General features: G+C 75.9%; 18 protein-coding genes. 11 read left to right on the top strand and 7 right to left on the bottom strand.

Going from position 1 to position 20,831, the window contains the following annotated elements; genetic code table 11:
- The first annotated feature begins 46 nt into the window (after positions 1 to 46).
- Positions 47 to 1,054, top strand: a complete 1,008-nt coding sequence (locus tag NX801_RS14090) for a glutathione S-transferase family protein (protein ID WP_258788027.1) — start codon at positions 47 to 49, stop codon at positions 1,052 to 1,054.
- A 91-nt stretch (positions 1,055 to 1,145) separates the two neighbouring features.
- Here NX801_RS14090 and NX801_RS14095 read toward each other — a convergent pair whose 3' ends face one another.
- Positions 1,146 to 2,537 (bottom strand): NADP-dependent succinic semialdehyde dehydrogenase, encoded by a 1,392-nt coding sequence (locus tag NX801_RS14095; protein WP_258788028.1) that lies wholly within the window; start codon positions 2,535 to 2,537, stop codon positions 1,146 to 1,148.
- Between the two features lie 163 nt (positions 2,538 to 2,700).
- Here NX801_RS14095 and NX801_RS14100 point away from each other — a divergent pair, with 163 nt between their 5' ends.
- Complete coding sequence (locus NX801_RS14100) at positions 2,701 to 3,771, top strand: YihY/virulence factor BrkB family protein (protein WP_258788029.1); 1,071 nt, start codon at positions 2,701 to 2,703, stop codon at positions 3,769 to 3,771.
- A 201-nt stretch (positions 3,772 to 3,972) separates the two neighbouring features.
- On the opposite strand, the gene NX801_RS14105 is transcribed toward NX801_RS14100, so the two are convergent.
- The 3 genes from NX801_RS14105 to NX801_RS14115 all read right to left on the bottom strand — a co-directional run bounded on the left by NX801_RS14105 (position 3,973) and on the right by NX801_RS14115 (position 6,712).
- Entirely contained in the window at positions 3,973 to 5,175 is a 1,203-nt protein-coding gene (locus NX801_RS14105; RefSeq protein ID WP_258788030.1) for an FUSC family protein, read from the bottom strand.
- Positions 5,172 to 6,059: an SDR family oxidoreductase gene (locus NX801_RS14110; protein ID WP_258788031.1), complete on the bottom strand. Its 888-nt coding sequence runs from the start codon at positions 6,057 to 6,059 to the stop codon at positions 5,172 to 5,174. The genes NX801_RS14105 and NX801_RS14110 overlap by 4 nt, the downstream gene beginning before the upstream one ends.
- 254 nt (positions 6,060 to 6,313) lie before the next feature.
- Positions 6,314 to 6,712 carry a nuclear transport factor 2 family protein gene (locus NX801_RS14115; RefSeq protein WP_258788101.1) on the bottom strand — a complete coding sequence of 133 codons (399 nt, stop codon included), beginning with the start codon at positions 6,710 to 6,712 and terminating at the stop codon, positions 6,314 to 6,316.
- A 288-nt stretch (positions 6,713 to 7,000) separates the two neighbouring features.
- On the opposite strand from NX801_RS14115, the gene NX801_RS14120 reads away from it, so the two are divergent.
- The 6 genes from NX801_RS14120 (at position 7,001) to NX801_RS14150 (ending at position 13,811) form a co-directional block, all read left to right on the top strand.
- Complete coding sequence (locus tag NX801_RS14120; RefSeq protein ID WP_258788032.1) at positions 7,001 to 7,591, top strand: TetR/AcrR family transcriptional regulator; 591 nt, start codon at positions 7,001 to 7,003, stop codon at positions 7,589 to 7,591.
- Positions 7,592 to 7,917: 326 nt separating this feature from the next.
- Entirely contained in the window at positions 7,918 to 8,781 is an 864-nt protein-coding gene (locus tag NX801_RS14125) for a zinc-dependent metalloprotease (protein WP_258788033.1), read from the top strand.
- Between the two features lie 500 nt (positions 8,782 to 9,281).
- Positions 9,282 to 10,082: an MBL fold metallo-hydrolase gene (locus NX801_RS14130; protein WP_258788034.1), complete on the top strand. Its 801-nt coding sequence runs from the start codon at positions 9,282 to 9,284 to the stop codon at positions 10,080 to 10,082.
- A gap of 369 nt (positions 10,083 to 10,451) precedes the next feature.
- On the top strand, positions 10,452 to 10,799 hold the full coding sequence (locus tag NX801_RS14135; protein WP_258788035.1) for an SAV_915 family protein: 348 nt from the start codon (positions 10,452 to 10,454) through the stop codon (positions 10,797 to 10,799).
- A 16-nt stretch (positions 10,800 to 10,815) separates the two neighbouring features.
- Positions 10,816 to 12,156: a diaminopimelate decarboxylase gene (lysA, locus tag NX801_RS14140; RefSeq protein WP_258788036.1), complete on the top strand. Its 1,341-nt coding sequence runs from the start codon at positions 10,816 to 10,818 to the stop codon at positions 12,154 to 12,156.
- 584 nt (positions 12,157 to 12,740) lie between these two features.
- Complete coding sequence (locus NX801_RS14150) at positions 12,741 to 13,811, top strand: ABC-2 transporter permease (protein WP_258788037.1); 1,071 nt, start codon at positions 12,741 to 12,743, stop codon at positions 13,809 to 13,811.
- Positions 13,812 to 13,892: 81 nt separating this feature from the next.
- On the opposite strand, the gene NX801_RS14155 is transcribed toward NX801_RS14150, so the two are convergent.
- A complete protein-coding gene (locus NX801_RS14155; protein WP_309505833.1) occupies positions 13,893 to 14,693 on the bottom strand; it encodes an NADPH-dependent F420 reductase in 801 nt (266 codons plus the stop codon).
- Between the two features lie 92 nt (positions 14,694 to 14,785).
- Here NX801_RS14155 and NX801_RS14160 point away from each other — a divergent pair, with 92 nt between their 5' ends.
- Positions 14,786 to 15,142 (top strand): hypothetical protein, encoded by a 357-nt coding sequence (locus tag NX801_RS14160; RefSeq protein ID WP_258788039.1) that lies wholly within the window; start codon positions 14,786 to 14,788, stop codon positions 15,140 to 15,142.
- A 353-nt stretch (positions 15,143 to 15,495) separates the two neighbouring features.
- On the opposite strand, the gene NX801_RS14165 is transcribed toward NX801_RS14160, so the two are convergent.
- The gene (locus tag NX801_RS14165; RefSeq protein WP_258788040.1) at positions 15,496 to 15,690 is read right to left on the bottom strand and encodes a hypothetical protein; all 195 of its coding nucleotides are present in this window, start codon (positions 15,688 to 15,690) and stop codon (positions 15,496 to 15,498) included.
- 418 nt (positions 15,691 to 16,108) lie between these two features.
- Between NX801_RS14165 and NX801_RS14170 the strand changes: the two genes are divergently transcribed.
- Positions 16,109 to 17,752: an SDR family oxidoreductase gene (locus NX801_RS14170; RefSeq protein WP_258788041.1), complete on the top strand. Its 1,644-nt coding sequence runs from the start codon at positions 16,109 to 16,111 to the stop codon at positions 17,750 to 17,752.
- Positions 17,749 to 19,158, top strand: coding sequence for a cryptochrome/photolyase family protein (locus NX801_RS14175; RefSeq protein ID WP_258788042.1), 1,410 nt, complete (start codon positions 17,749 to 17,751; stop codon positions 19,156 to 19,158). Before NX801_RS14170 ends, NX801_RS14175 begins: the two co-directional genes overlap by 4 nt.
- A 54-nt stretch (positions 19,159 to 19,212) precedes the next feature.
- Here NX801_RS14175 and NX801_RS14180 read toward each other — a convergent pair whose 3' ends face one another.
- Positions 19,213 to 20,583, bottom strand: coding sequence for an FAD-dependent monooxygenase (locus NX801_RS14180; protein ID WP_258788043.1), 1,371 nt, complete (start codon positions 20,581 to 20,583; stop codon positions 19,213 to 19,215).
- Between the last annotated feature and the right edge of the window lie 248 nt (positions 20,584 to 20,831).

Genomic DNA, 20,831 nt, shown 5'->3' on the forward strand with positions numbered 1-20,831 from the left:
GGGCCGTACGGCGGCTCCGGGGCGCGCCGAGCGGAAGGACGATCAGGTGGACCACGACGGCGACAACGGCGACGGCGACGGTCAGGAGTTCCGGCGGTCCCGGAGCCATTTCACCGACCGGGTGACCGCCGACGGGCGGGACGGCTGGCCGGTGGCCGCCGGGCGGTACCGGCTGGTGGTCAGCCGGGCCTGCCCCTGGGCCAGCAGGTCACTGGTCTCCCGGCGGCTGCTGGGGCTGGAGGAGGCCCTCCCGGTGGCGGTGGCGGATCCGATCCAGGACGAGCGCAGCTGGCGGTTCACCCTGGACCCGGACGGCCGGGACCCGGTGCTCGGCATCGCCTTCCTCGCCGAGGCGTACCGGGCGCGGGAGCCGGGGTACGACGGCGGGGTCAGCGTGCCGGCGCTGGTGGAGGCGGCGAGCGGCCGGCTGGTGACCAACGACTACCAGCGGCTGACCCTCGACCTGGCGACCGAGTGGCGGGAGCTGCACCGCCCGGACGCGCCCGACCTCTACCCGGAGGGGCGCCGGGACGAGATCGACGAGCGGATGGAGGGCATCTACCAGGACATCAACAACGGCGTCTACCGGGCCGGTTTCGCCAAGGGCCAGGACGCCTACGACGCGGCGTACGCCCGGCTGTTCGCCCGGCTCGACCAGGTGTCGGAGCACCTCGCGGACCGGCGCTATCTGGTGGGCGACACGATCACCGAGGCGGACATCCGGCTGTTCACCACGCTGGTCCGGTTCGACGCGGTGTACCACGGCCACTTCAAGTGCAACCGCAACAAGCTCACCGAGGACCGGGTGCTCTGGGCGTACGCCCGCGATCTCTTCCAGACGCCCGGGTTCGGCGACACGGTGGACTTCGACCACATCAAGCGGCACTACTACCAGGTGCACGCGGACATCAACCCGTCCCGGATCGTGCCGCGCGGCCCGGACCTGACCGGCTGGCGGTCGCCGCACCACCGCGAGCAGCTGGGCGGCCGGCCCTTCGGCGACGGCACCCCGCCGCCCCCGCCGCCGGGCGACGAGGTGATCCAGCCGCTGTAGCGGGACGGTGACCGGCGGAGCCGGTCCGGGGCCCCGGCAGGGCCCGGTCCCGCCGCTCACGGAGAGGGGCGGCGGGACCGGGGCGGAGGTGTCAGTCGGCCTCCCAGACGGTGGTGGCGTTGCAGAACTCCTTGATGCCGTGGCCGGCCAGCTCCCGGCCGTACCCGGAGCGCTTGACGCCGCCGAACGGCAGCGCCGGGTGCGAGGCGGTCATCCCGTTGACGAACACTCCGCCGGCCTCCAGGTCCCGGACGAAGCGCTCCACCTCGTCCCGGTCGCGGGTCCAGACGTTGGAGCTCAGCCCGAACGAGGTGTCATTGGCCACCGCCACGGCCTCGTCGGCGTCCGCGACCCGGTAGAGCGTGGCGACCGGGCCGAAGGTCTCCTCCTGGTGGATCCGCATCTCCGGCGTGATGCCCTCCAGCACGGTGGGCGCGTAGAACCAGCCCCGGTCCAGTCCCTCGGGCCGGCGGCCGCCGCAGCGCACCACGGCGCCGCGCTCCACGGCGTCGTCCACGAGTTCCGCCAGGTCGTCGCGGCCCTGCTCGCTGGAGAGCGGTCCGACGTCGGTGGACTCGTCCAACGGGTCGCCCACCGCCAGGGCGGCCATCGCGGCGGTGAAGCGCTCCGCGAAGTCGTCGTAGACATCGGTGTGGACGATGAACCGCTTGGCCGCGATGCAGGACTGGCCGTTGTTCTGCACCCGGGCGGTGACGGCGGTGGCCGCCGCCTTCGCCACGTCCGCCGACGCCATCACCACATAGGGGTCGCTGCCGCCCAGTTCCAGCACCGTCTTCTTGATCTCGTCTCCGGCGACGGCGGCGACCGAGCGCCCGGCCGGCTCGCTGCCGGTGAGCGTGGCGGCGGCGACCCGGGGGTCGCGCAGAATCGCCTCCACCGCCCCGGAGCCGATCAGCAGGGTCTGGAAACAGCCCTCCGGGTAGCCGGCCCGCCGGAAGAGGTCCTCCAGGTAGAGCGCGGTCTGCGGGACGTTCGAGGCGTGCTTCAGCAGCCCCACGTTGCCCGCCATCAGCGCGGGCGCCGCGAACCGTACGACCTGCCAGAGCGGGAAGTTCCATGGCATGACGGCCAGCACCGGGCCCAGCGGCCGGTAGCGCACCAGGGCCCGGACGGCGCCGGAGTCCCGTACGTCGGCCTCGTCCGGGTGCTCGTCCGCGAGCAGCCGCTCGGCGTTGGCGGCGTACCAGCGCATGGCCTTGGCGCACTTGGCCGCCTCGGCGCGGGCGGCGCCCACGGGCTTGCCCATCTCGGTCGTCATGGTGCGGGCGATCTCGTCCGTGTCCTTCTCCAGCAGCTCGGCCGCGCGCTCCAGCAGCCGGGCGCGCTCCGCGAAGTCCGTGGTGCGGTGGTGCCGGTACGCCTCGGCGGCGCGGGCGAGCCGTTCCTCGATGGCGGCCTCGTCCAGCGCGTCGAAGGTCTTGAGGGTCTCACCGGTCGCCGGGTTCACCGTCGCGATGGCCATGGGGGATGTGCCTCCTCGGAGTCTTCGTTCTGATGGGGCTGATGTCGTGGTGACGGGGGCGTGTCCTCCCCCGACCCTGCCGCGCGGCCCGCCGTCGCGCGCGGTGGGCGCGGAGTGCGGATACGGCGGGTTGAGTCACCCTTGCCGGGTAACCCTCTGCCGTATGGCACACACCGGTGATGACAAGGAAAAGAGCGCGCACCCGTCCCCGGGCGGATCCGGGGCGCCGGGCGAGCCGTCGGAGCTGTCGGCCCGCTCCTGGCGGGCGGTGCTCACACGCACCGGCAAGGAGTTCATGGACGACGAACTCCCCGACCGCGCCGCCGCCCTCACGTACTACAGCGTGCTGTCGATCTTCCCGGCGCTGCTGGTGCTGGTCTCGCTGCTGGGGGTGATCGGCACCTCCGCGACCCGGACCGTGCTGGACAACCTGCGCAAGCTGGCCCCGGGACCGGCGCGTGACATCCTCGGGAACGCGGTGGAGCAGCTCCAGGGCAACGCCGGGGCGAGCGGGGTGGTGGCGATCATCAGTCTGCTGGCGGCCGTCTGGTCGGCCTCCGGTTATGTGGGCGGCTTCATCCGTACCGCCAACGCCGTGTACGACCTCCCCGAGGGCCGGCCGGTGTGGAAGCTGACCCCGCTGCGGGTGGGGCTGACGCTGGTGCTCATGGTCCTGCTGGCCATGAGCGCGGTGATCGTGGTCTTCACCGGTCCGCTCGCCCGGCGGGCGGGGCAGGCGATCGGCGCCGGTGAGGCGGCGGTGACCGTCTGGAACATCGCCAAGTGGCCGGTGCTGCTCGTGCTGGTGGTACTGATGATCGGGCTGCTCTTCTGGCGGGCGCCCAATGTGCACGGGCTGGGCTTCCGCTGGCTGAGCCCGGGCAGTGTGGTGGCGGTGCTGCTGTGGCTGGTGGCCTCCGGCGCCTTCGCTCTCTATGTGGCGAACTTCGGCTCGTACAACAAGACCTACGGCACCCTCGCCGGGGTGATCACCTTCCTGATCTGGCTGTGGCTGTCCAACCTCGCCATTCTGCTCGGTCTGGAGCTGGACGCGGAGCTGGCCCGGCAGCGGGCGATCAGCGGGGGGATGCCGGCCTCCCAGGAGCCGTACGTGGAGCCGCGTGACACCCGCACCTGGCCGCCCGAGGAGCGGGCCGGACTGGCGGAGGGCGCTCGGCCGGGTGTCCCGGAGAAGCCGGGTGTCCCGGAGGGCAGCGGCGGCGCGCCGGCCTGACCGGCCGGTGGCCGGGCCCGGCCACCGGCCGGGCCCGTTCCGCTGTCTCCCCTGCCCGCCGCCGTCCCTCCGTCCCGTCGCTCCCCCGGCCCCGTCGCTCCCCCCTGGCGCGGCCTTCCTCCGCTTCCCTTCCCCGGTTCCCCGGCCCGGTCAGCGGGCGGGTCCGCTCCGGCTGCCTCCGACCAGTGCGGGCCGAGCCGGTCAGCACTGGTCGGGAACATCCGGCCGGGCGTCGGCCAGGTCGTGCAGCAGCCGCTGGGTGGCGGCGGCCAGGCCGCCGACCGAGATGGCCGTGTCGTGGTCGCCCACCGCCATCTCGGCCCGCATCCGCCCGTGCGCCTCCCAGGCCCGGTCCAGTGCGGCGTTCCGGTCCGGCGGCGCGGAGCCGTCGCCCGGACCGCCCGCGCCGGAGCCGCCCGTGCCCGCTGCCCGCGACCCGTCCAGCACGGCGTGGTCGGCCTCGCAGACCTCCGCCGCGGCACGCAGCAGCTCCGGGAGTTCGTCGGTGAGGACGGAGTCGGGCGGCGGGGTGAGGCGCGGCTGCTCGCCCACCGCGTCGTCGAGCAGTCCGGCGATGCTGGTCAGATGGTCCACGATGCCGCCCCAGGCGCTCTCCCACTCGCTGGAGGGCAGCGGCCGCAGGGGGCGCCGCAGACGGCTGCCCGGGTTGAAGCGGTGGCTCTCCCGGCTCCAGGTCCGGGCATTGCCCAGGTCGTCGAGGAAGCGGCGGAGACCGCGGGCCGAGCCGGACCACTTCTGGGCGTCGGTACGTCCGTAACCTTCCGTGACACCGTCCGCCGTGGCGCGGAGCAGCGCGGCCGCGTCCTCCGGCAGCCGGCAGACCGACTCATAGGCGCCGCGCAGATGCATGGGCGGCAGGATCAGCGCGTTGACGGCGATCCCGATCACCGCGCCGAGCAGGGTCTCCAGCAGCCGGTGGAGCATGCCGATCCCGCTGTAGGTGCCGTAGACCAGCACGAACAGGGCGGTGGTGGAGGCGTAGACGCCCTGGTCGCCGAAGCGCCAGTAGTTGCCGAGCAGCATGGTGAGCGGCAGCGTGATCGCCATGGCGCCCATGACATTGCCGGTGAGGCCGGCGGCGCCGGCGGCGATCACGGTGCCGGCGGCGATGAGGACGACCTGCTGGAAGCCGGCGCGCACCGACCGGTAGACGGTGCTCTGGACCAGGACGACCGCCGTCCAGGGGGCCATCAGCGCCAGCGGGGCCTTCCACCACCAGCCGGCGATCGCCCAGGCGAGGATCGCCGCCCCGGCCGCCTTGAGCGCCTGGACGGCGAGGTCCCGTTCGGTGCCGGGCCCGCGCAGGGCCCGGCGCACCGACCGGCCGACGGCCAGCACCTCCCAGCGGAGCCGGTGCCACGCCGTGGAGAGTCGGGGGCTCATGGAAGGGGGGTGCCTCCGGTGGCGTTGACGATCTCGCCGGTGATGTAACTGGACCGGGGCGAGGCGAGGAAGACATAGGCCGGGGCCATCTCGGCGGGCTGGGCGGGGCGGCCGAGGGGCGACTGCTTGCCGAACTCGGCGGTGTCCGGCATGGTCGCCGGGATCAGCGGCGTCCAGACCGGCCCCGGGGCCACGGCGTTGACCCGGATGCCGCGCCCGGCCACCATCTGCGCCAGTCCGTGGGTGAAGGCGACGATGGCCGACTTGGTCATGGCGTAGTCGAGCAGCGGCGGGCTGGGCTGGTACGCCTGGACCGAGGTGGTGTTGACGACACAGCCGCCCCGGGGGATGTGCGGCAGCGCCGCCCGGGTGAGCCAGAACATTCCGTACAGGTTGGTCTTCATGACCCGATCGAACTGCTCGGTGGTGATGGCCTCGATGCCGTCCGGCTGGGCCATCTGGTACGCCGCGTTGTTGACGAGCACGTCGATCCGGCCGAACGCGCCGACCGCCCGCTCCACCAGCGCGCGGCACTCGGTCTCCTCCCGGATGTCGCAGACCACCGCGACGGCCTCGCGACCCGCCTGCTCGATCAGCCGGGCGGTCTCCCGGGCCTCGTCCGCCTCCTCCGGGAGGTGGGTGAAGAGCACATCGGCGCCCTCCCGTGCGAAGGCCAGGCACACCGCCCGGCCGATCCCGGAGTCACCGCCGGTCACCACGGCGGCGAGCCCGGCGAGCTGCCCGGCGCCTTCGTACGAGTCCTCCCCGTGGTCGGGTGGTGGATCCATGGGGCCGGTCCAGCCGGGATGGTCCTGTTCCTGGTCGGCGAAGTCCGGCCGGGGGTGCCGGGTGACCGGGTCGTGCGGCCGGCGGTCGTCGGTCATGCTGCCTCCGTCGGGGCGGTTCGTCCGGCCGGAGCGGAAGTCCGCCGCTCCGGCCGAGGGGTCGTCTCGGATGGTCCGGCCGGCGGGCGGGTCGGGTACCGGACACCGGGATGCCGGAACAACCGGGATTCCGGCTACCTGTGTCTGCGGACGCCGCCTCGCCGGTGGGTCGGGGGTCCGCGTTCCCGCAGGTCGCGACCGCAACCATTCGGCACACACCCGGTCCGGCCGCGCCACCCGGCGGCCGCGGCCGGTCAGCCGCCCAGCCGACGCTCCCCGGCGGTGATCCGTACGTCGTTGATGCTCGCGTACCGCTTGCGCATCAGGCCGTCGGCGTCGAATTCCCAGTTCTCGTTCCCGTAGGCCCGGAACCACTGCCCGCCGGCGTCGCGGTACTCGTACTCGAACCGCACGGCGATCCGGTCACCGGTGTACGCCCACAGCTCCTTGCGCAGCCGGTAGTCCAGCTCGCGCCGCCACTTGTCCGCGAGGAAGGCGACGATCGCGGGACGGCCGGTGAGGAAGACGTCCCGGTTGCGCCACTCGGAGTCCTCCGTGTAGGCGAGCGCGACCCGCTCCGGATCACGGGTGTTCCAGGCGTCCTCGGCGAGCCGGACCTTCCGCCGGGCGGTCTCCTCGGTGAACGGGGGCAGCGGCGGACGCGGCCCGGGCCCGGCGGAGACGGCGGAGACGGCGGGGGTGGCCGGGGCAGCAGGGGTGTCGGGCGTACCGGGGGTGTCGGGCAGGGCGGACACAAGGGGCTCCTTCGGCTTCGGCCGGGGTGTCCGGTTCCGCCCCGTCAGGCGGCGGCACCGGGCTCCACTGCGGCGAGAACGAACGTTCTCTTCGGTACGCTACGGTATGAGAACGCTGGTTCTCACGGCAACCCCGGTCTCCTGGCACGCCCCGGGACGGCTCCGATCCCCTGGAGGAGTGGCGGCATGGACGGCGGAGACGAGACGGCGATCCGCACCCAGGTGCTCGACGCGGCCGAGGAACTCTTCTACGGCCGCGGCATTCAGGCGGTCGGCATGGACGCTGTGCGGTCCGCCTCCGGGGTCACCCTGCGGCGGCTGTACCAGCTCTTCCCTTCCAAGGGGGAGCTGGTGGAGGCGTATCTGCTGCGGCGGGACCGGCGCTGGCGGGAGGAGCTGGCGGCCGCCGTGGACCGGGCCGGTGGCTCCGCCGCCGACCGGGTGCTGGCGGTCTTCGACTGGCTCGACCGCTGGTTCGCCGCCCCGGACTTCCGGGGCTGCGCCTTTGTCAACGCCTTCGGTGAGCTGGGCGGCACCGCGCCGGAGGTGGCCGCCGCCGCGCGCCACCACAAGGACGCCCTCCGGGGCTATCTGGCCGGGCTGACGGTGGAGGCCGGGGCCACCGCCGCGACCGGTGACCACATCGCCCTGCTGGCCGAGGGGGCGATCACGCTCGCGGCCGTCTCGGGCGCGCCCTCCCCGGCCCGCAGCGCCCGCGAGGCGGCCCGGCTGCTGCTGGCCCCGGCGGTGGAGTCCGCGCGCCCGCCGTCCGGGTGAGCTCCGGGTCGCACCCCGGGTGGAGGCCGCCGCCGTCCGGCGGTACCCGCCCGCCCCTCCACCGGCGCCGGGCGGCGCGGGCCGCCCCCGGGCCCGCCGAGCGCAGGCGCCCCGGGCCGCCGGGCGGGACCGGGCACCCGCCCGGCGGAAGCGGGCGCCCGCGCGGGCGCCCGGCCGGCCACGCGCCCGCCGTCCCGGTGAATCGGCGGGACCTTTCGCATGCGGGAGCGCCTTTCGCGCAGATGCTCGGTCAGACGGCCGAGGCGGCCGGGTGGACGACACGGGGCCGCGCCACCGGCCGGGCCCCGGCACGCGGAAGGACCGACATGCGCATCGTGCACGCGGTGTACTCACCCCTGGCCGCCGCCGTGCCGGCCCTGGTGCTGGCGCTCCTCCTGGGCGCCACCGCACCGGCGCCGGCCCAGCAGTCGCCCGGCGGGCGCCCCGCGGCGCGGGCGGCGGCACCGGGCATCGCCACCATCGACCTGCTGGCCGCCTTCACCGCCGGGGCGGCCCGGGAGGCGGGTGGCGAGGCCGTGCTGCGCGGCCGGATCACGGCGGCCGCCGTCTCGGCCTCGGAGGCACTCACCGCGAGCGGGGTCCGGGCCCGGCTGCGGCTGGTCGGCATCGGCCGGACGGACGTGCCCGCGCGGCTGGACGCGGTGGGCGACGCGCTGCTCAAGGCGGTCGCGCGGCGCGGGGACGGAGTGGCCGACGGACTGCCCGCGCTGCGCGACCGGTCCGGCGCCGATCTGGTCACCGTGGTAGTGGCCGGCCGGGGGACGGCGGGGCTGGCGCACCGGCCGCGCCGGATCACCGCCGCCACCTCCGCGTACGGCTACAGCGTGGTGGCGGGAAGCTCGCTGGCCCATCACTCGCTGGCGCACGAGCTCGGCCACAATCTGGGCGCCCAGCACGACTATGTGACCACTCCCCGGGCCGGGAGCAGCGCCCGGGGCTACTTCCCGGCGTCGGGCGCCTGGTCCACGCTGGAGGCGTACGAGTCCAGCTGCCGCCGGGCCACGGGCGGGCCCTGCACCCGCATCAACCGGTACTCCAACCCCCGGCAGGTCTACCGGGGCGAGCGGCTGGGCACCCCGCTGGGCGGTTCCCGGCCGGCCGACACCGTACGGGCCTTCAACGCCGTCGTGGGGATCGTGGCCGGCTACCGCCACCGCCCGGGCGGCTGAGCCCGCCGGCGGACGACCGGTCACCGGCGGACAACCGGTCGCCGGTCACCGGCCACCGGTCGCCGGTCACCGCCGACTCACGGCGGGCGGGCCCGGGCCCTGACACACGAACGCCCCCACCGGAGACGGAGACCGGGCCGGATCGCCGGGCGGGCCCGGCACCGGGCCGGCGTACGGCCAGGGCCCGGCCACCCCCTCCCGGTTCCGCCCGCCCCCTCGGGCCCCCGGGCTCTCCCGGGCCGTGACGCGCGAACGCCCCCGCCGGAGACCGGGCCGGATCGCCGGGGCGGGCCCGGCCGGATCCCGGTGGCCGGGGCGGGGGTCCGCACCCGGCACCTTCCGAGGGAGCGGGGCCTCCCGCTCCCTCGGAAGGGCCCCCGACAACTCCGGGTGCCGCCGGGCGGGGCGAGCGGCGCGCCCGCGTCCCGGGCGGCCGGGGTGCGTAGGCTGGCGGCCCGGGTGAGCGGCGGCCCCCACCGGGGGCGGAGAGGGGCGGGACGATGCGCGACGGAGCCCTCGTCCGGCTGGCGGCCGGGGCACATCTCGTGCACGGCGGCGACACCAACTGGGTGATCCTCGCCGACGGGGACGCGGTCACCCTGGTGGACACCGGTTATCCGGGCCACCATGCCCGGCTGCTGGCTTCGCTCGCCGCGCTCGGGCACACCCCGGAGGCGGTGACGGCGGTGCTGGTCACCCATGCCCACTCGGACCACATCGGCTCGGCGGCGGCCCTGCACCGCCGGTACGGCACACCGGTGCTCGGCCACCCGGCCGAGGTACCGCACCTCCGGCGCGCGTTCACCCATCAGGTCACGCCCGGCCAGGTGCTCCGCGCCGCCTGGCGCCCCGGGGTGGCGCCCTGGGCGGTACGCGCCCTGCGGTCCGGCGGCACCCGCGACGTACGGGTGACCGGGGCCGGGGCCTTCCCGGTGGCAGCGCTGCCGGACAGGACGCCGGAGGGGGCGCCGGACGGGTCGCCGGGCGCGCCGCTGGACCTGCCCGGCGGCCCGGTGCCGGTCCCCACGCCGGGCCACACCGACGGGCACTGCGCCTATCTGCTCCCCGGCCCCGGGGTCCTGCTCTCCGGGGACGCCCTGGTGACCGGGCATCCGACCTCGCGGCTCCGGGGCCCGCAGCTGCTGCCCGGCATGTTCCACCGGGACCGGAGCCGGGCGCTCGCCTCGCTGGCCGTGCTGGAACGGCTGCCGGCCGATGTGCTGGCGCCCGGTCACGGCCCCGTGCACCGGGGGCCGCTGGACCGGGCGGCCGCACTGGCCAGGGGCCGGGCGCCCCGCTGACCCCGCCGTACCGGGGGCCGGAACCGGGCCGACCCCGCGAGCCGGTCCCGCCGGGAACCGGAGCCCGCCGCTGAGCCCGCCACGCCGGAGCCCGTAGGGGACCCGTACGGGACGCGGCCGGAGTGGGGGGTCCGCACGGCGTCCCGCCGGAGCCCGGGGACCCGTACGGGATGGCGGAGTCCGGGCGGCCGTACCGCGTCCCACCGCGTCAAGGGGCCGTCAGAGGCCGGTGAGCGATCGTCAAGGGCTCGTCAGGGGCGGTCCTGGCGGGGCCCGGCCGGGCTTAGCTTCGGTGGCGCGCCCCGGTTCCGCCTCCCCGCGCCCGGGGCGCGCCGACCCACCACGCGCCCGTGCGCCAGGAGGACCACCATGTGCCTGTTCCGCCACCCCGAGGACCCCGAGCCCGACGAACCCGCCCCGGCCGGATGTCTCTGCGTCCCCGTCCGGCCGGGAGGAGGGGCGGAGACCGTGCTCCGGCTGTTCCGTACGCCCCTGGGCGCCCGTACCGCCGTCGGCTTCAGCGCCCCGGACCGGCTGGTCGCCACGCTCGGCGCCGGACAGCCGTGGATCCGGCTCTCGGAGTCCGCGCTGCGCGCCGCCGCCGCCCCGCTCGGGGTGGACCTGCTGACCGTGGACCCCACGCTCTCCGCTCCCCCGGTCGCCCCGGCCCGGGCCAAGACGCCCACCGCCGCCGGTGTCCCGGCGCGGGCCGCCTGAACGGAAGGAGGCGACCATGACCCTCACCACCGCCCCGCCCTCCGGTCCGCCCGCGCCCGCCGGGGACCTGTCGCACTGGCCGGCCTCCACCACCCGGCTGCCGGCCGGCGGGCTGGCCGTCGCCGGGGTGCCCCTCACCGAATTGGCCGAGCGCTTCGGCACGCCCGCGTACGTCCTGGACGAGGGCGAGGTCCGGGCCCGCTGCCGGCGCTACCGGGAGGCGTTCCCGGACGGCGAGGTGCTCTACGCCGCCAAGGCGTTCCTCTCCCGGGCCATGGTGCGCTGGGTCCGGGAGGAGGGGCTCGGCCTCGACGTCTGCTCCGCCGGGGAGCTGCACTGCGCGGTGACGGCCGGCTTCCCGCCGGAGCGGGTGCTGCTGCACGGCAACGCCAAGTCCCCGCAGGACCTGCGCACGGCGCTGCGCCTCGGGGTGGGCCGGATCGTCGTCGACGGGCTCTCCGAGATCGCCCGGCTGGCCGCGGCCGTCTCCCCGGGCGACCGGCAGCGGGTGCTGGTCCGGGTGATCCCCGGTGTGGCGGCCGGCGGCCATCCGAAGATCCGCACCGGCACGGAGGACCAGAAGTTCGGGCTCTCGGCGGCCGACGGCAGCGCCCAGGAGGCGATCGCCCGGATCCTCGGGCAGTCCCGGCTGGAACTGGCCGGACTGCACTGCCACATCGGCTCCCAGATCACCGAGGCGGAGCCGTATGTCGTGGCGCTCCGCCGGATGGTGGGATTGCTGGCCCGGGTCCGGGACACTCACCGGGTCGTGCTGCCGCAGCTCGATCTGGGCGGCGGCCACGGAGTGGCCCACCGGCCCGGCGACCCCTGGCTCGACCCGGCCGCCCTCGGCACCCGGCTCCGGGCCGAGCTGGCGGAGAGCTGCGCGGCGGCCGGGCTGCCGGTGCCCCGGCTGGAGGTGGAACCCGGCCGGGCCGTCGTGGGGCCGGCCGGGGTGGCGCTCTACCGGGTGCTGGCGGTGAAGCGCACCGGTGAGCGGCTGTTCGCCGCCGTCGACGGCGGGATGAGCGACAATCCGCGGCCGGCGCTGTACGGGGCCCGGTACGCGCCGTGCCTGGTCGGCCGGGCCTCCACCGCTCCGGAGATCCCGGTCACCGTGGCGGGCCGGCACTGCGAGGCGGGCGACGTGCTGGCCGCCGGGGTGCGGCTGCCGGGCGACCTGCGCCCCGGCGATCTGCTGGCGGTCCCGGTGGCGGGGGCGTACCAGCTGTCGATGGCGTCCGGCTACAACCTGGTCGGCCGGCCCCCGGTGGTGGCGGTCCACGAGGGCGCGGCCCGGCTGCTGGTCCGGCGGGAGACGGCGGACGACCTCTGGAGCCGGGACGTGGGCGAGTAGCCCCCCCGGGGGCTCCCGGCCCCGGCCCGGTGGGGGGGGCACCCGGGCCGCCGGGGGCCTCCGGCGCGGCGGGCCCGGCCGAGCGGACGAGTGACGCCCCCGGGCCGCGGCGAGGGTACGCGCCCGGGGGCACGCGCCCGGGGTGGTGTCCGCCCGGACGGGACCGAAGGGGGCACGCGCCCGGAGTTTCCGTCCCGCACGGTGACCGCCGGGACGGGGCCGGGGGCACGCGCCCAGGACGGCGTCCACCAGGGCCCCGGAGTCGTGGGCCCAGGACACTGACCGCCGGGGCCCCGGAGTCGTACGCGCCCGGGACGGTGACCGCCGGGGCCGGCCGGGACGGCGTCACCAGGGTGGGCCCGGAGGGCGCGCACCCGGGACGGTGACCGCCAGGCGGCCCCGGAGGGCGCGCGCCCGGGACGGCGTACACCAGGGCCCCGGGGCCCCCGGGACGGTGGCCGTCGGGGCCGGCCGGGTGGGCGCTCGCCCGGCCGGGGCGCCCGCCCGGGCTTCCCGGCGCTCCGCCGGCCGCGCCCCGGCGGGGTGCCTGAGCGCGCCGGGAGGCAGGGCATAGCCTGGGCGACATGTCCGAAACACCTGATCAGAGCCCTGCGCACGGTGCGCACGGCAGGTCTCCGAGCACGGCGGACAGGTGGGCGTCGATCAAGCGGTCGCCCTTCCTTCCGGCCTTCGTCCTGGTCCTCATCCTGGCGGCGGCCGCGGCACTCTTCGCCGGCTCGTACACCTACTCCATGGCCAATCCCACCCCGCACCACATCCCGACGGCGGTGGTCGGCCAGGCCGGTTCGCCCGAGGGGAAACGCTTCATCGGAGGCATGGAGAAGGCCCTCAACGCCTCGCTGGAGCTGCGGCCCTACGACTCCGAGGGAGCGGCCCGGCGGGCGGTGGACGAGCAGGAGGTCTTCGCCGTGCTGGCGGTCCGGCCGGCCGGCGTCCGGCTGGACGTGACGGGCGCCTCCGGGTCCTCGGTGGCCCAGTTGCTGGCCGAGTCGGGGACGAAGGTCGGCAAGGCGACCGGAGTGCCGGTCCAGGTGCGGGACGTCAAACCGCTCCAGCCGGGTGACCCGCGCGGGCTGGCGCTCTTCTACATCTCGCTGGCGGCGGTGATCATCGGCTTTGTCGGGGCCATCCAGCTCAGCGTGCACGCCTCGGCGCTCAATCCGGCCGAGCGGATCGCCTTCACCGCGTTCTACGCGCTGCTCGGCGGCTTCACCATCGCCGCCACCGTGGACTGGCTGCTGGGCGCGGTCCGGCTGCCGTTCGTGGAGTCCTGGCTGATTCTCGCGCTGACGATGTTCACCTCGGGGATGGTCTTCTCGATGTTCAACGTCCTGCTGCGCCGCTGGGCGATGATCCCCACCTGGGGGCTGATGGTGCTGCTCGGCAACCCCTCGTCGGGCGGGGCGGTCTCCTGGCCGCTGCTGCCCTCGCTGCTCGGGCACATCGGCCGCTGGCTGCCGCCGGGCGCCTCGGTGACGGCCCAGCACACGGCCGTCTACTACGGCGGGCACCAGCACCTCTTCCCGTTCGCGGTGCTGGGGGCGTGGGCGCTGGTGTCCAGTGCCGTCTTCTGGTTCTGGCGCCACCGCCACCCGGGCGGCCGGCCCGGCTCGGGCGCCCACGCCGCGCACTGAGGGCTCCGGCCCGGGACGCCGGGCGGAAGGAGGTCCGGCCGGGGCCGTGCCCCGGCCGGACCCGGCCCCCGGGCGGGGCGATCAGGCCCGGAACGTCTCCGGGCGCTCCGGCGAGGCGGCGGCGAGCGCCTTGGTGACTCCCTCGGTGCCCTCGCGCAGCCCGTAGACGGGCGAGTCGGGCTGCTGGCGCCAGGACTCGTCCAGGCCGCCCGCGTCCACCGTGTCGAAGCCCAGTTCGTCGATGAGTTCCCGGACGATCCGCTTGCCCCGCTCGTCGTCGCCGGCCACCGGCAGCGCGATCCGCTCCGGGTCGCCCGCCGGGCGGTGGCGGTCCAGGATGTCCTGGGCGTAGGTGCCGTTGAACGCCTTGATCACCGGGTGCCCGAGGTGCCGCTCGGTCCAGCGGCTCTCCGGCAGCCCGTCCTCGATCTCCGCGATCCGGCCGTCCCGCTGGCGCGGGTAGTAGTTGTTGGTGTCGATCACGACGAAGCCCTCGGCCGCCCCGTCGAAGAGCCCGGACGGCAGATCCGGCACGGCCTTGAGGGGAACGGTGACCACCACGACCTCCGCGCCCCGGGCCGCCTCGGTGGCGGCGACCGGGTGGGCGCCGGTCTCCTCCGCCAGTTCGGTGAGGGTCGCCGGACCGCGCGAGTTGGCCACCGAGACCTCGTGGCCGAGCGCGGTGAGACGCCGGGTGAGATTGCCGCCGATGTTGCCCGCGCCGATGATGCCGATCTTCATGGGGTGGCCCTCCGGAAGTCCTTGTGTCGCCGTGTACCGGGACACGTACCGGAGCCAACCTCCGGTCCGGTGGGGATATTCCGCCGGGGACACTCCGTGCCCGGAACCGCCGGCCCGGCACCGGCCGGCGGGAGGAGCCACTCCGGGGCAGCCGTCCGGGTGCTTCCGGGCGGGGCCGGAAAAAAGTCGGGCGCGGCGGGCATCCCGGCGCCCGCTTCGGTGAGACGTAGGGCATGGGAGTGGATTTCGGACACGAGCAGGACGTGCTGATCGGCACCAGGCCCCGGGCGCGGGTGGAAGACGCGTACCGGCGGCTGGAGCGCGAGGGGGACATACCCGGACGTCCGGCGCACTTCTCGGCGGGCGCCCTGGAGGCGTACGGCTGGGCACTGGGCCGGTCCCCGAAGGCGCCGGTCACCGGCGCCGTCTGCCTGGACGGTACGCCCTCCAGCCAGCTGCTGACCGCCGAACTGGACGCGGCGGTGGTGCGGCTGGACGATCCCACCGAGGCGGTCGGGCCCCGGGCCGAGGCGGCCGGCGCGCATGACGCGCTGGCCTGGCTCTGCGGGCTGATCGAGGAACGGCCCTGACCCGGCCGGCGGCATCGCTTCCCGGCGCCCCGGCGACCGACGTCTTGGCGTCTGACGCCTGACGAGGCGCCTGACGGGACGCCTGACGACCGGCGCGATCCGGTGCCCGGCGACTTCCGCTGACGGCCGGCTCCGGGTTCCGCCGTCTCACCGCCCCCGGACCGACTCGGCGGCGGGCACCACGGTGCGGCGTGGCGGCCACGCGCGGACCGCCTCCCCCGACGGCGCGGGGCGGGCAGGGACAGGCCGACCCGGACGGACAGGCACGGGCCAGGCAGGCACGGAACGAACGGTGGAGGGCCCCGGCGTTCCTCGGCCCGTCCGGTCGCGGTGACCGGACGGGCCGAAGAGCGTCAGGTGCCCGGCCTGCGGGGCAGTCCCGGGCCGGGCGGCCCGGATGGGCGCCCCCGGACGCTGCTGAAGTCCATGGCGAGGCTCATCCGCCGGATGGTCTCCTCCGCCACCTGGCGGACGTCGGCGGGGACGTCCCCGCGCTCCTCTATGAGCGTGTCGTAGATCGGGGCGTCGCCCCGCACCGCGTACTCCATGTCGCTGCCTTTCCGAAGAAGCCGGCTGACCGCTCCCCGCCGCTGCCGGAAGCAGCACGAGTCTACGAGTCGCGATCGTAGCGATCGCGAAGGGCGCGGGTCGCCCGGGTTCCCGCCAGAAGGGGTCGGTTACCGGCCTTGATCGGCCGGATTGTGCCCCTGCCCGGGGCGGCCGCTCCGGCGGGCCGGCCGTCCGGGCCCCGGGCCGCCACCCGGTCGGCGCAGCGCGGGAGCGGGACCGGACGCCGCCCGGCCGGCCCCGGAGCCGTACCCGACCCGCCGGGGAGACGGGAGGCGCCGGGAGGGACCGGCGCGTCCCGGCGGCCCGGATCCACTGCCTCCGCCGGGCGGGGCCGGGCGGAATCTCCGGGAAAGGGGGACGGTGGAAGCACGCACGATCGGTACGGAGGAACCCTTCATGTCAGGCGAGACGCGCGGGACGGGCGAGGAGCGCGGGCGGCACACGGAGACCGCGGACGGCACGGGGACCGCGGACGATGCCACGGAGGCCGCCGACGGCTCCGCCGGTGCTTCCGGGCCGCTCTCCCTGGTGACCGGCGCGACCGGCTACATCGGGGGCCGGCTGGTGCCCGAGCTGCTGGACGCCGGCCACCGGGTGCGGTGTCTGGCCCGGTCGCCCGGGAAGCTCCGCGACCACCCCTGGGCCGGCCGGGCCGAGGTGGTGAAGGGCGACCTGACCGACGAGGGGTCGGTCAGGGAGGCGATGCGGGGCGTGGACGTCGCCTACTACCTCGTGCACGCGCTGGGCACCGGCCGGGGCTTCGAGGAGAAGGACCGGGCCGCCGCCCGGAACTTCGCCAGGAGCGCCGAGGAGGCGGGCGTGCGGCGGGTGGTCTATCTGGGCGGGCTGACCCCGGCCGGGGTGCCGGAGGACCGGCTCTCCCCGCATCTGCGCTCCCGCGCCGAGGTGGGGCGGATCCTGCTGGAGTCCTCGGTCCCCGCCGCCGTGCTGCGGGCCGCCGTGATCATCGGCTCCGGCTCGGCCTCCTTCGAGATGCTGCGCTATCTCACCGAGCGGCTGCCGGTGATGGTCACCCCCAGCTGGGTGCACACCCGGATCCAGCCGATCGCCGTCCGGGACGTGCTGCGCTGTCTGGTGGGCTGCGCGGAGCTGCCGCCCGAGGTGGACCGGACCTTCGACATCGGCGGCCCGGACGTGCTGACCTACCGGGACATGATGCTCCGGTACGCGGCGGTCGCCGGTCTCCCCCGGCGGCTGATCCTGCCCGTGCCGGTGCTGACCCCGGGGCTCTCCAGCCACTGGGTCGGCCTGGTGACCCCGGTGCCGAGCTCCATCGCCCGGCCGCTGGCCGAATCACTGCGTCACGAGGTGGTGTGCCAGGAGCACGACATCGCCCGGTATGTCCCGGACTCGCCCGGGCGCCCGATCTCCTTCGACGAGTCGCTGCGGCTCGCCCTGCGCCGCATCCGGGAGGCGAAGGTGGTCACCCGCTGGTCCTCGGCGTCCCTGCCCGGCGCGCCCAGCGACCCGCTGCCCACCGACCCCGACTGGGCGGGCGGCAGCCTCTACACCGACCGCCGGCAGATCGCGGTGGACGCCTCGCCGGAGGCGCTCTGGCGGGTTATCGAGGGCATCGGCGGCGAGAACGGCTGGTACTCCTTCCCGCTGGCCTGGTCGGTGCGGGGCTGGATCGACCGGTTCGCCGGCGGTGTCGGGCTGCGCCGGGGCCGCCGGGACGCCCAGCGGCTGCGGACCGGCGACGAGCTGGACTTCTGGCGGGTGGAGGAGATCGAGCCCGGCCGGCTGCTGCGGCTGCGCGCCGAGATGCGGCTGCCCGGGCTCGCCTGGCTGGAGATGTACGCCGACCGGGACGGCGACGGCCGCACCCGCTACCGGCAGCGGGCCCTGTTCCATCCGCACGGGCTGCTGGGCCACGCCTACTGGTGGAGCATCTCGCCCTTCCACACGCTGATCTTCGGCGGCATGGCGCGGAACATCGCCGCCGCCGCGACCCGGGTCTCCGGGGGACGCAAGCCGCGGCCGGAGGCGAACACGCCCCGGCCGGAGACGGCGTCGTGAGCGCGGGCGGCGGCGCGGGCGGGACCGCCGGAGCCTCGGTGGTGCTCTTCACCGCCGACCTGCGGCTGCGCGACCATCCGCCGCTGCGCGCGGCGCTCGGCCGGGGGCGGACGGTGGTGCCGCTGTTCGTCCGGGACGACGCCGTGACGGCGGCCGGTTTCGCCGCGCCCAACCGGCTGGCCTTCCTGGCGGACTGCCTGCGCGATCTGGACGCGGGGCTGCGCGAGCGCGGCGGGCGGCTGGTGGTGCGCTCCGGGGACGTGGTGGAGCAGGTGTGCGCGGTCGCCGCCGAGGCGGACGCCGGCGAGGTGCACCTCGCCTCCGACCACAGCGGGTACGCGCACGCCCGCGAGGAGCGGCTGCGCAGGGCGCTGGAGGCGGACGGCCGCCGGCTCCGGGTGCACGACGCGGTGGTCACCGTCGTACCGCCCGGCCGGCTGACGCCCGGCGGGGGCGGCAGGGACCACTTCGCGGTCTTCACGCCCTACTTCCGGCGCTGGGAGAAGGAACGGCCGCGCGAGCCGCTGGCCGCTCCCCACACGGTCCAGGTGCCGGCGGAGGTGCGCTCCGAGGAGCTGCCGTCCCGGCCGTCGCCCGGCGAACTCTCCCCCGGGCTTCCGGAGGGCGGCGAGACGGCGGGCCGGCGGCGGCTCGCCGGCTGGCTGCGCGGCGGGCTGGACCAGTACGAGGCGGAGCACGACGCCCTCGGCGACGACGCCACCTCCCGGCTCTCGCCGTACCTCCACTTCGGCGCCGTCTCGGCCACCGAGGCGGTGCACCGGGCGCGGCAGCGGGGCGGGGCCGGGGCGGAGGCGTTCGTCCGCCAGCTGGCCTGGCGCGATTTCCACCACCAGGTGCTGGCCGCCCGGCCGTCCGCCGCCCGGGCCGACTACCGCACCCGGAACGACCGCTGGCGGACCGGGCCGGCGGTGGAGCGCGAGGTGGCGGCGTGGCGGGCGGGGCGTACCGGTTATCCGCTGGTGGACGCGGCGATGCGGCAGCTGGCGTACGAGGGCTGGATGCACAACCGGGGCCGGCTGCTGGTGGCGAGCTTCCTGGCGAAGACGCTGTACGCCGACTGGCGGATCGGGGCCCGGCACTTTCTGGAACTGCTGGTGGACGGAGACCTGGCCAACAATCAGATGAACTGGCAGTGGGCGGCGGGCACCGGTACCGACACCCGGCCCAACCGGGTGCTCAACCCGGTGGTGCAGGGCCGGCGCTTCGACCCGGACGGGACGTACGTACGGCGCTGGGTGCCGGAGCTGGCCGGGCTCACCGGGTCGCGGGTGCACGAGCCGTGGCGGCTGCCGGCCGGCGAGCGGGCCCGGTACGACTACCCGGAGCCGATCGTCGACCTGGCCGACGGGGCGGACCGCTTCCGGCACGCGCGCGGCCTGGAGTGAGCCGCCGTGCGCGCCGGACGGACGGCGGTCACCGGCGCCGCCGCGGCCGGGTGGTCAGGGGCGGGGATGGAGGGCGCGGGCGAGGCGGGGGCCGATCCGGCGCTTGAGGCCCCGCAGCACGCCCAGCCGGTCCACGGCCCGGTCGAGCCCGCAGTAGAGCCGCGGGGGCACATACGGCAGCAGCGGCGAGTGGCGCTGGCCCAGCAGGGCGAACATCCGGTCCGGCGGCAGTCCGATGTACCGGGGGAGGTTCTCGTACCACTGGGCGCTGTGGCGCGCGGCGCTCTGGGCGGGCACCAGGGCGGCGCGGCGCTCACGGTCGTAGTGGGCGAGCGCGGCGGGCAGTTCCCGGTACCGGCCCAGCGCCCCGGCCAGCGCGGCCGCGTCGTCCAGGGCCAGGGTGGTGCCCGCCCCGACGGAGTAGTGGGTGGTGTGGGCGGCGTCCCCGATGAGCACCAGGTTGTCCCGGTACCAGGTGCGGTTGGTGAGGGTCCGGAAGGTCAGCCGGCGCGGCCCGCCGGCCGGTCCGGGGCCCCGCTGTCCGCCGCTCGCTCCGGCGGCTCCGGGGCCCCGGGGCGCCCCGCCCGCCGGGTGCGCCCCGGTGAGCAGCGGATGGCCGTCGAGCACCCCGGCGAAGAGGTGTTCCAGGGTGGCGAGGGCGGCCGGCCCCGCGGTGTTCCCGGAGCCGTCGGTGGCGCCGGGGCCGTGGGCGCTGCCGGGGCCGCCGGACCCGTGGGGACCGCCGGAGTCGCCGGGGCCGCCGGCCCGGTGGGTGCCGTCGAGGCCGAGCCCCGTCCAGGTGGCGGGGGCGCATTCGACCAGGAAGGTGCTGTGGCCCTCGCCGTAGCCGTAGCCGTAGCACCAGATCCAGCCGTGCGGGGTGGGGACGAAGGCGAAGGTGAAGGCGTCGAGGACCCGGGTGGTGCCGAGCCAGGCGTAGCTGTTGCGGCCCGGGGTGAGCCGGGTGCCGAAGTGGGCGGCGTACCGGGTGCGCAGGGCGCTGCCCGCCCCGTCGGCGGCGACCACCAGGTCCGCGCCGGCCAGGTCGGCCCCGTCGGGGTCGGTGAGCTCCCGCTCGTACTCCAGCCGGACGCCCAGCGAGGCCGCGCGCCCGGCGAGCACGGCGAGGAGGCGGTGGCGGCCGATGGCGAAGTTCTCGTCGCCCCGGTGCCGGGCGGTGCGGTCACCGATGTGGGCGATGCCGTCCCGGCGGCTCACCGAGTGCGCCCGGACGGCGGCGGCGGTGACCGGGTCCCGGTGGCGCAGCCGGTCGAGCAGCCCGCCCCAGTAGGTGACACCCCAGCCGTAGGTGGAGCCGGCCGGGTCCCGCTCGTACACGATGATCTCGTGGGACGGGTCCTGGAGCCTCATCAGGGCGGCGAAGTGGAGAGCGGCGGGTCCGCCGCCGACACAGACGATCTTCACGGCACTTCCTCGTCACGCGCCGGTACGCGCTCGTCGGCACGGGCCGCGTACGCACGGGCCGGGTACGGGCTCGTACCCGGGGACTTCACTCAGGGATTTCACCTACAGGGGGTTATCTGTGGCGCCATGGAAAGCGGCAAAAGCAACAATTGGTCACGCACCGTATCAGAGGGTGGAACCCCGGGGCTGCGGTGAGGGCCGTGGTGGGGAGACCATGGGAGGGCACCCGCCGCCCAGTCGCGGTGGAG

Origin of the sequence: Streptomyces pyxinae (genome assembly GCF_024756275.1) — a bacterium.
Taxonomy (GTDB): Bacteria; Actinomycetota; Actinomycetes; order Streptomycetales; family Streptomycetaceae; genus Streptomyces; species Streptomyces pyxinae.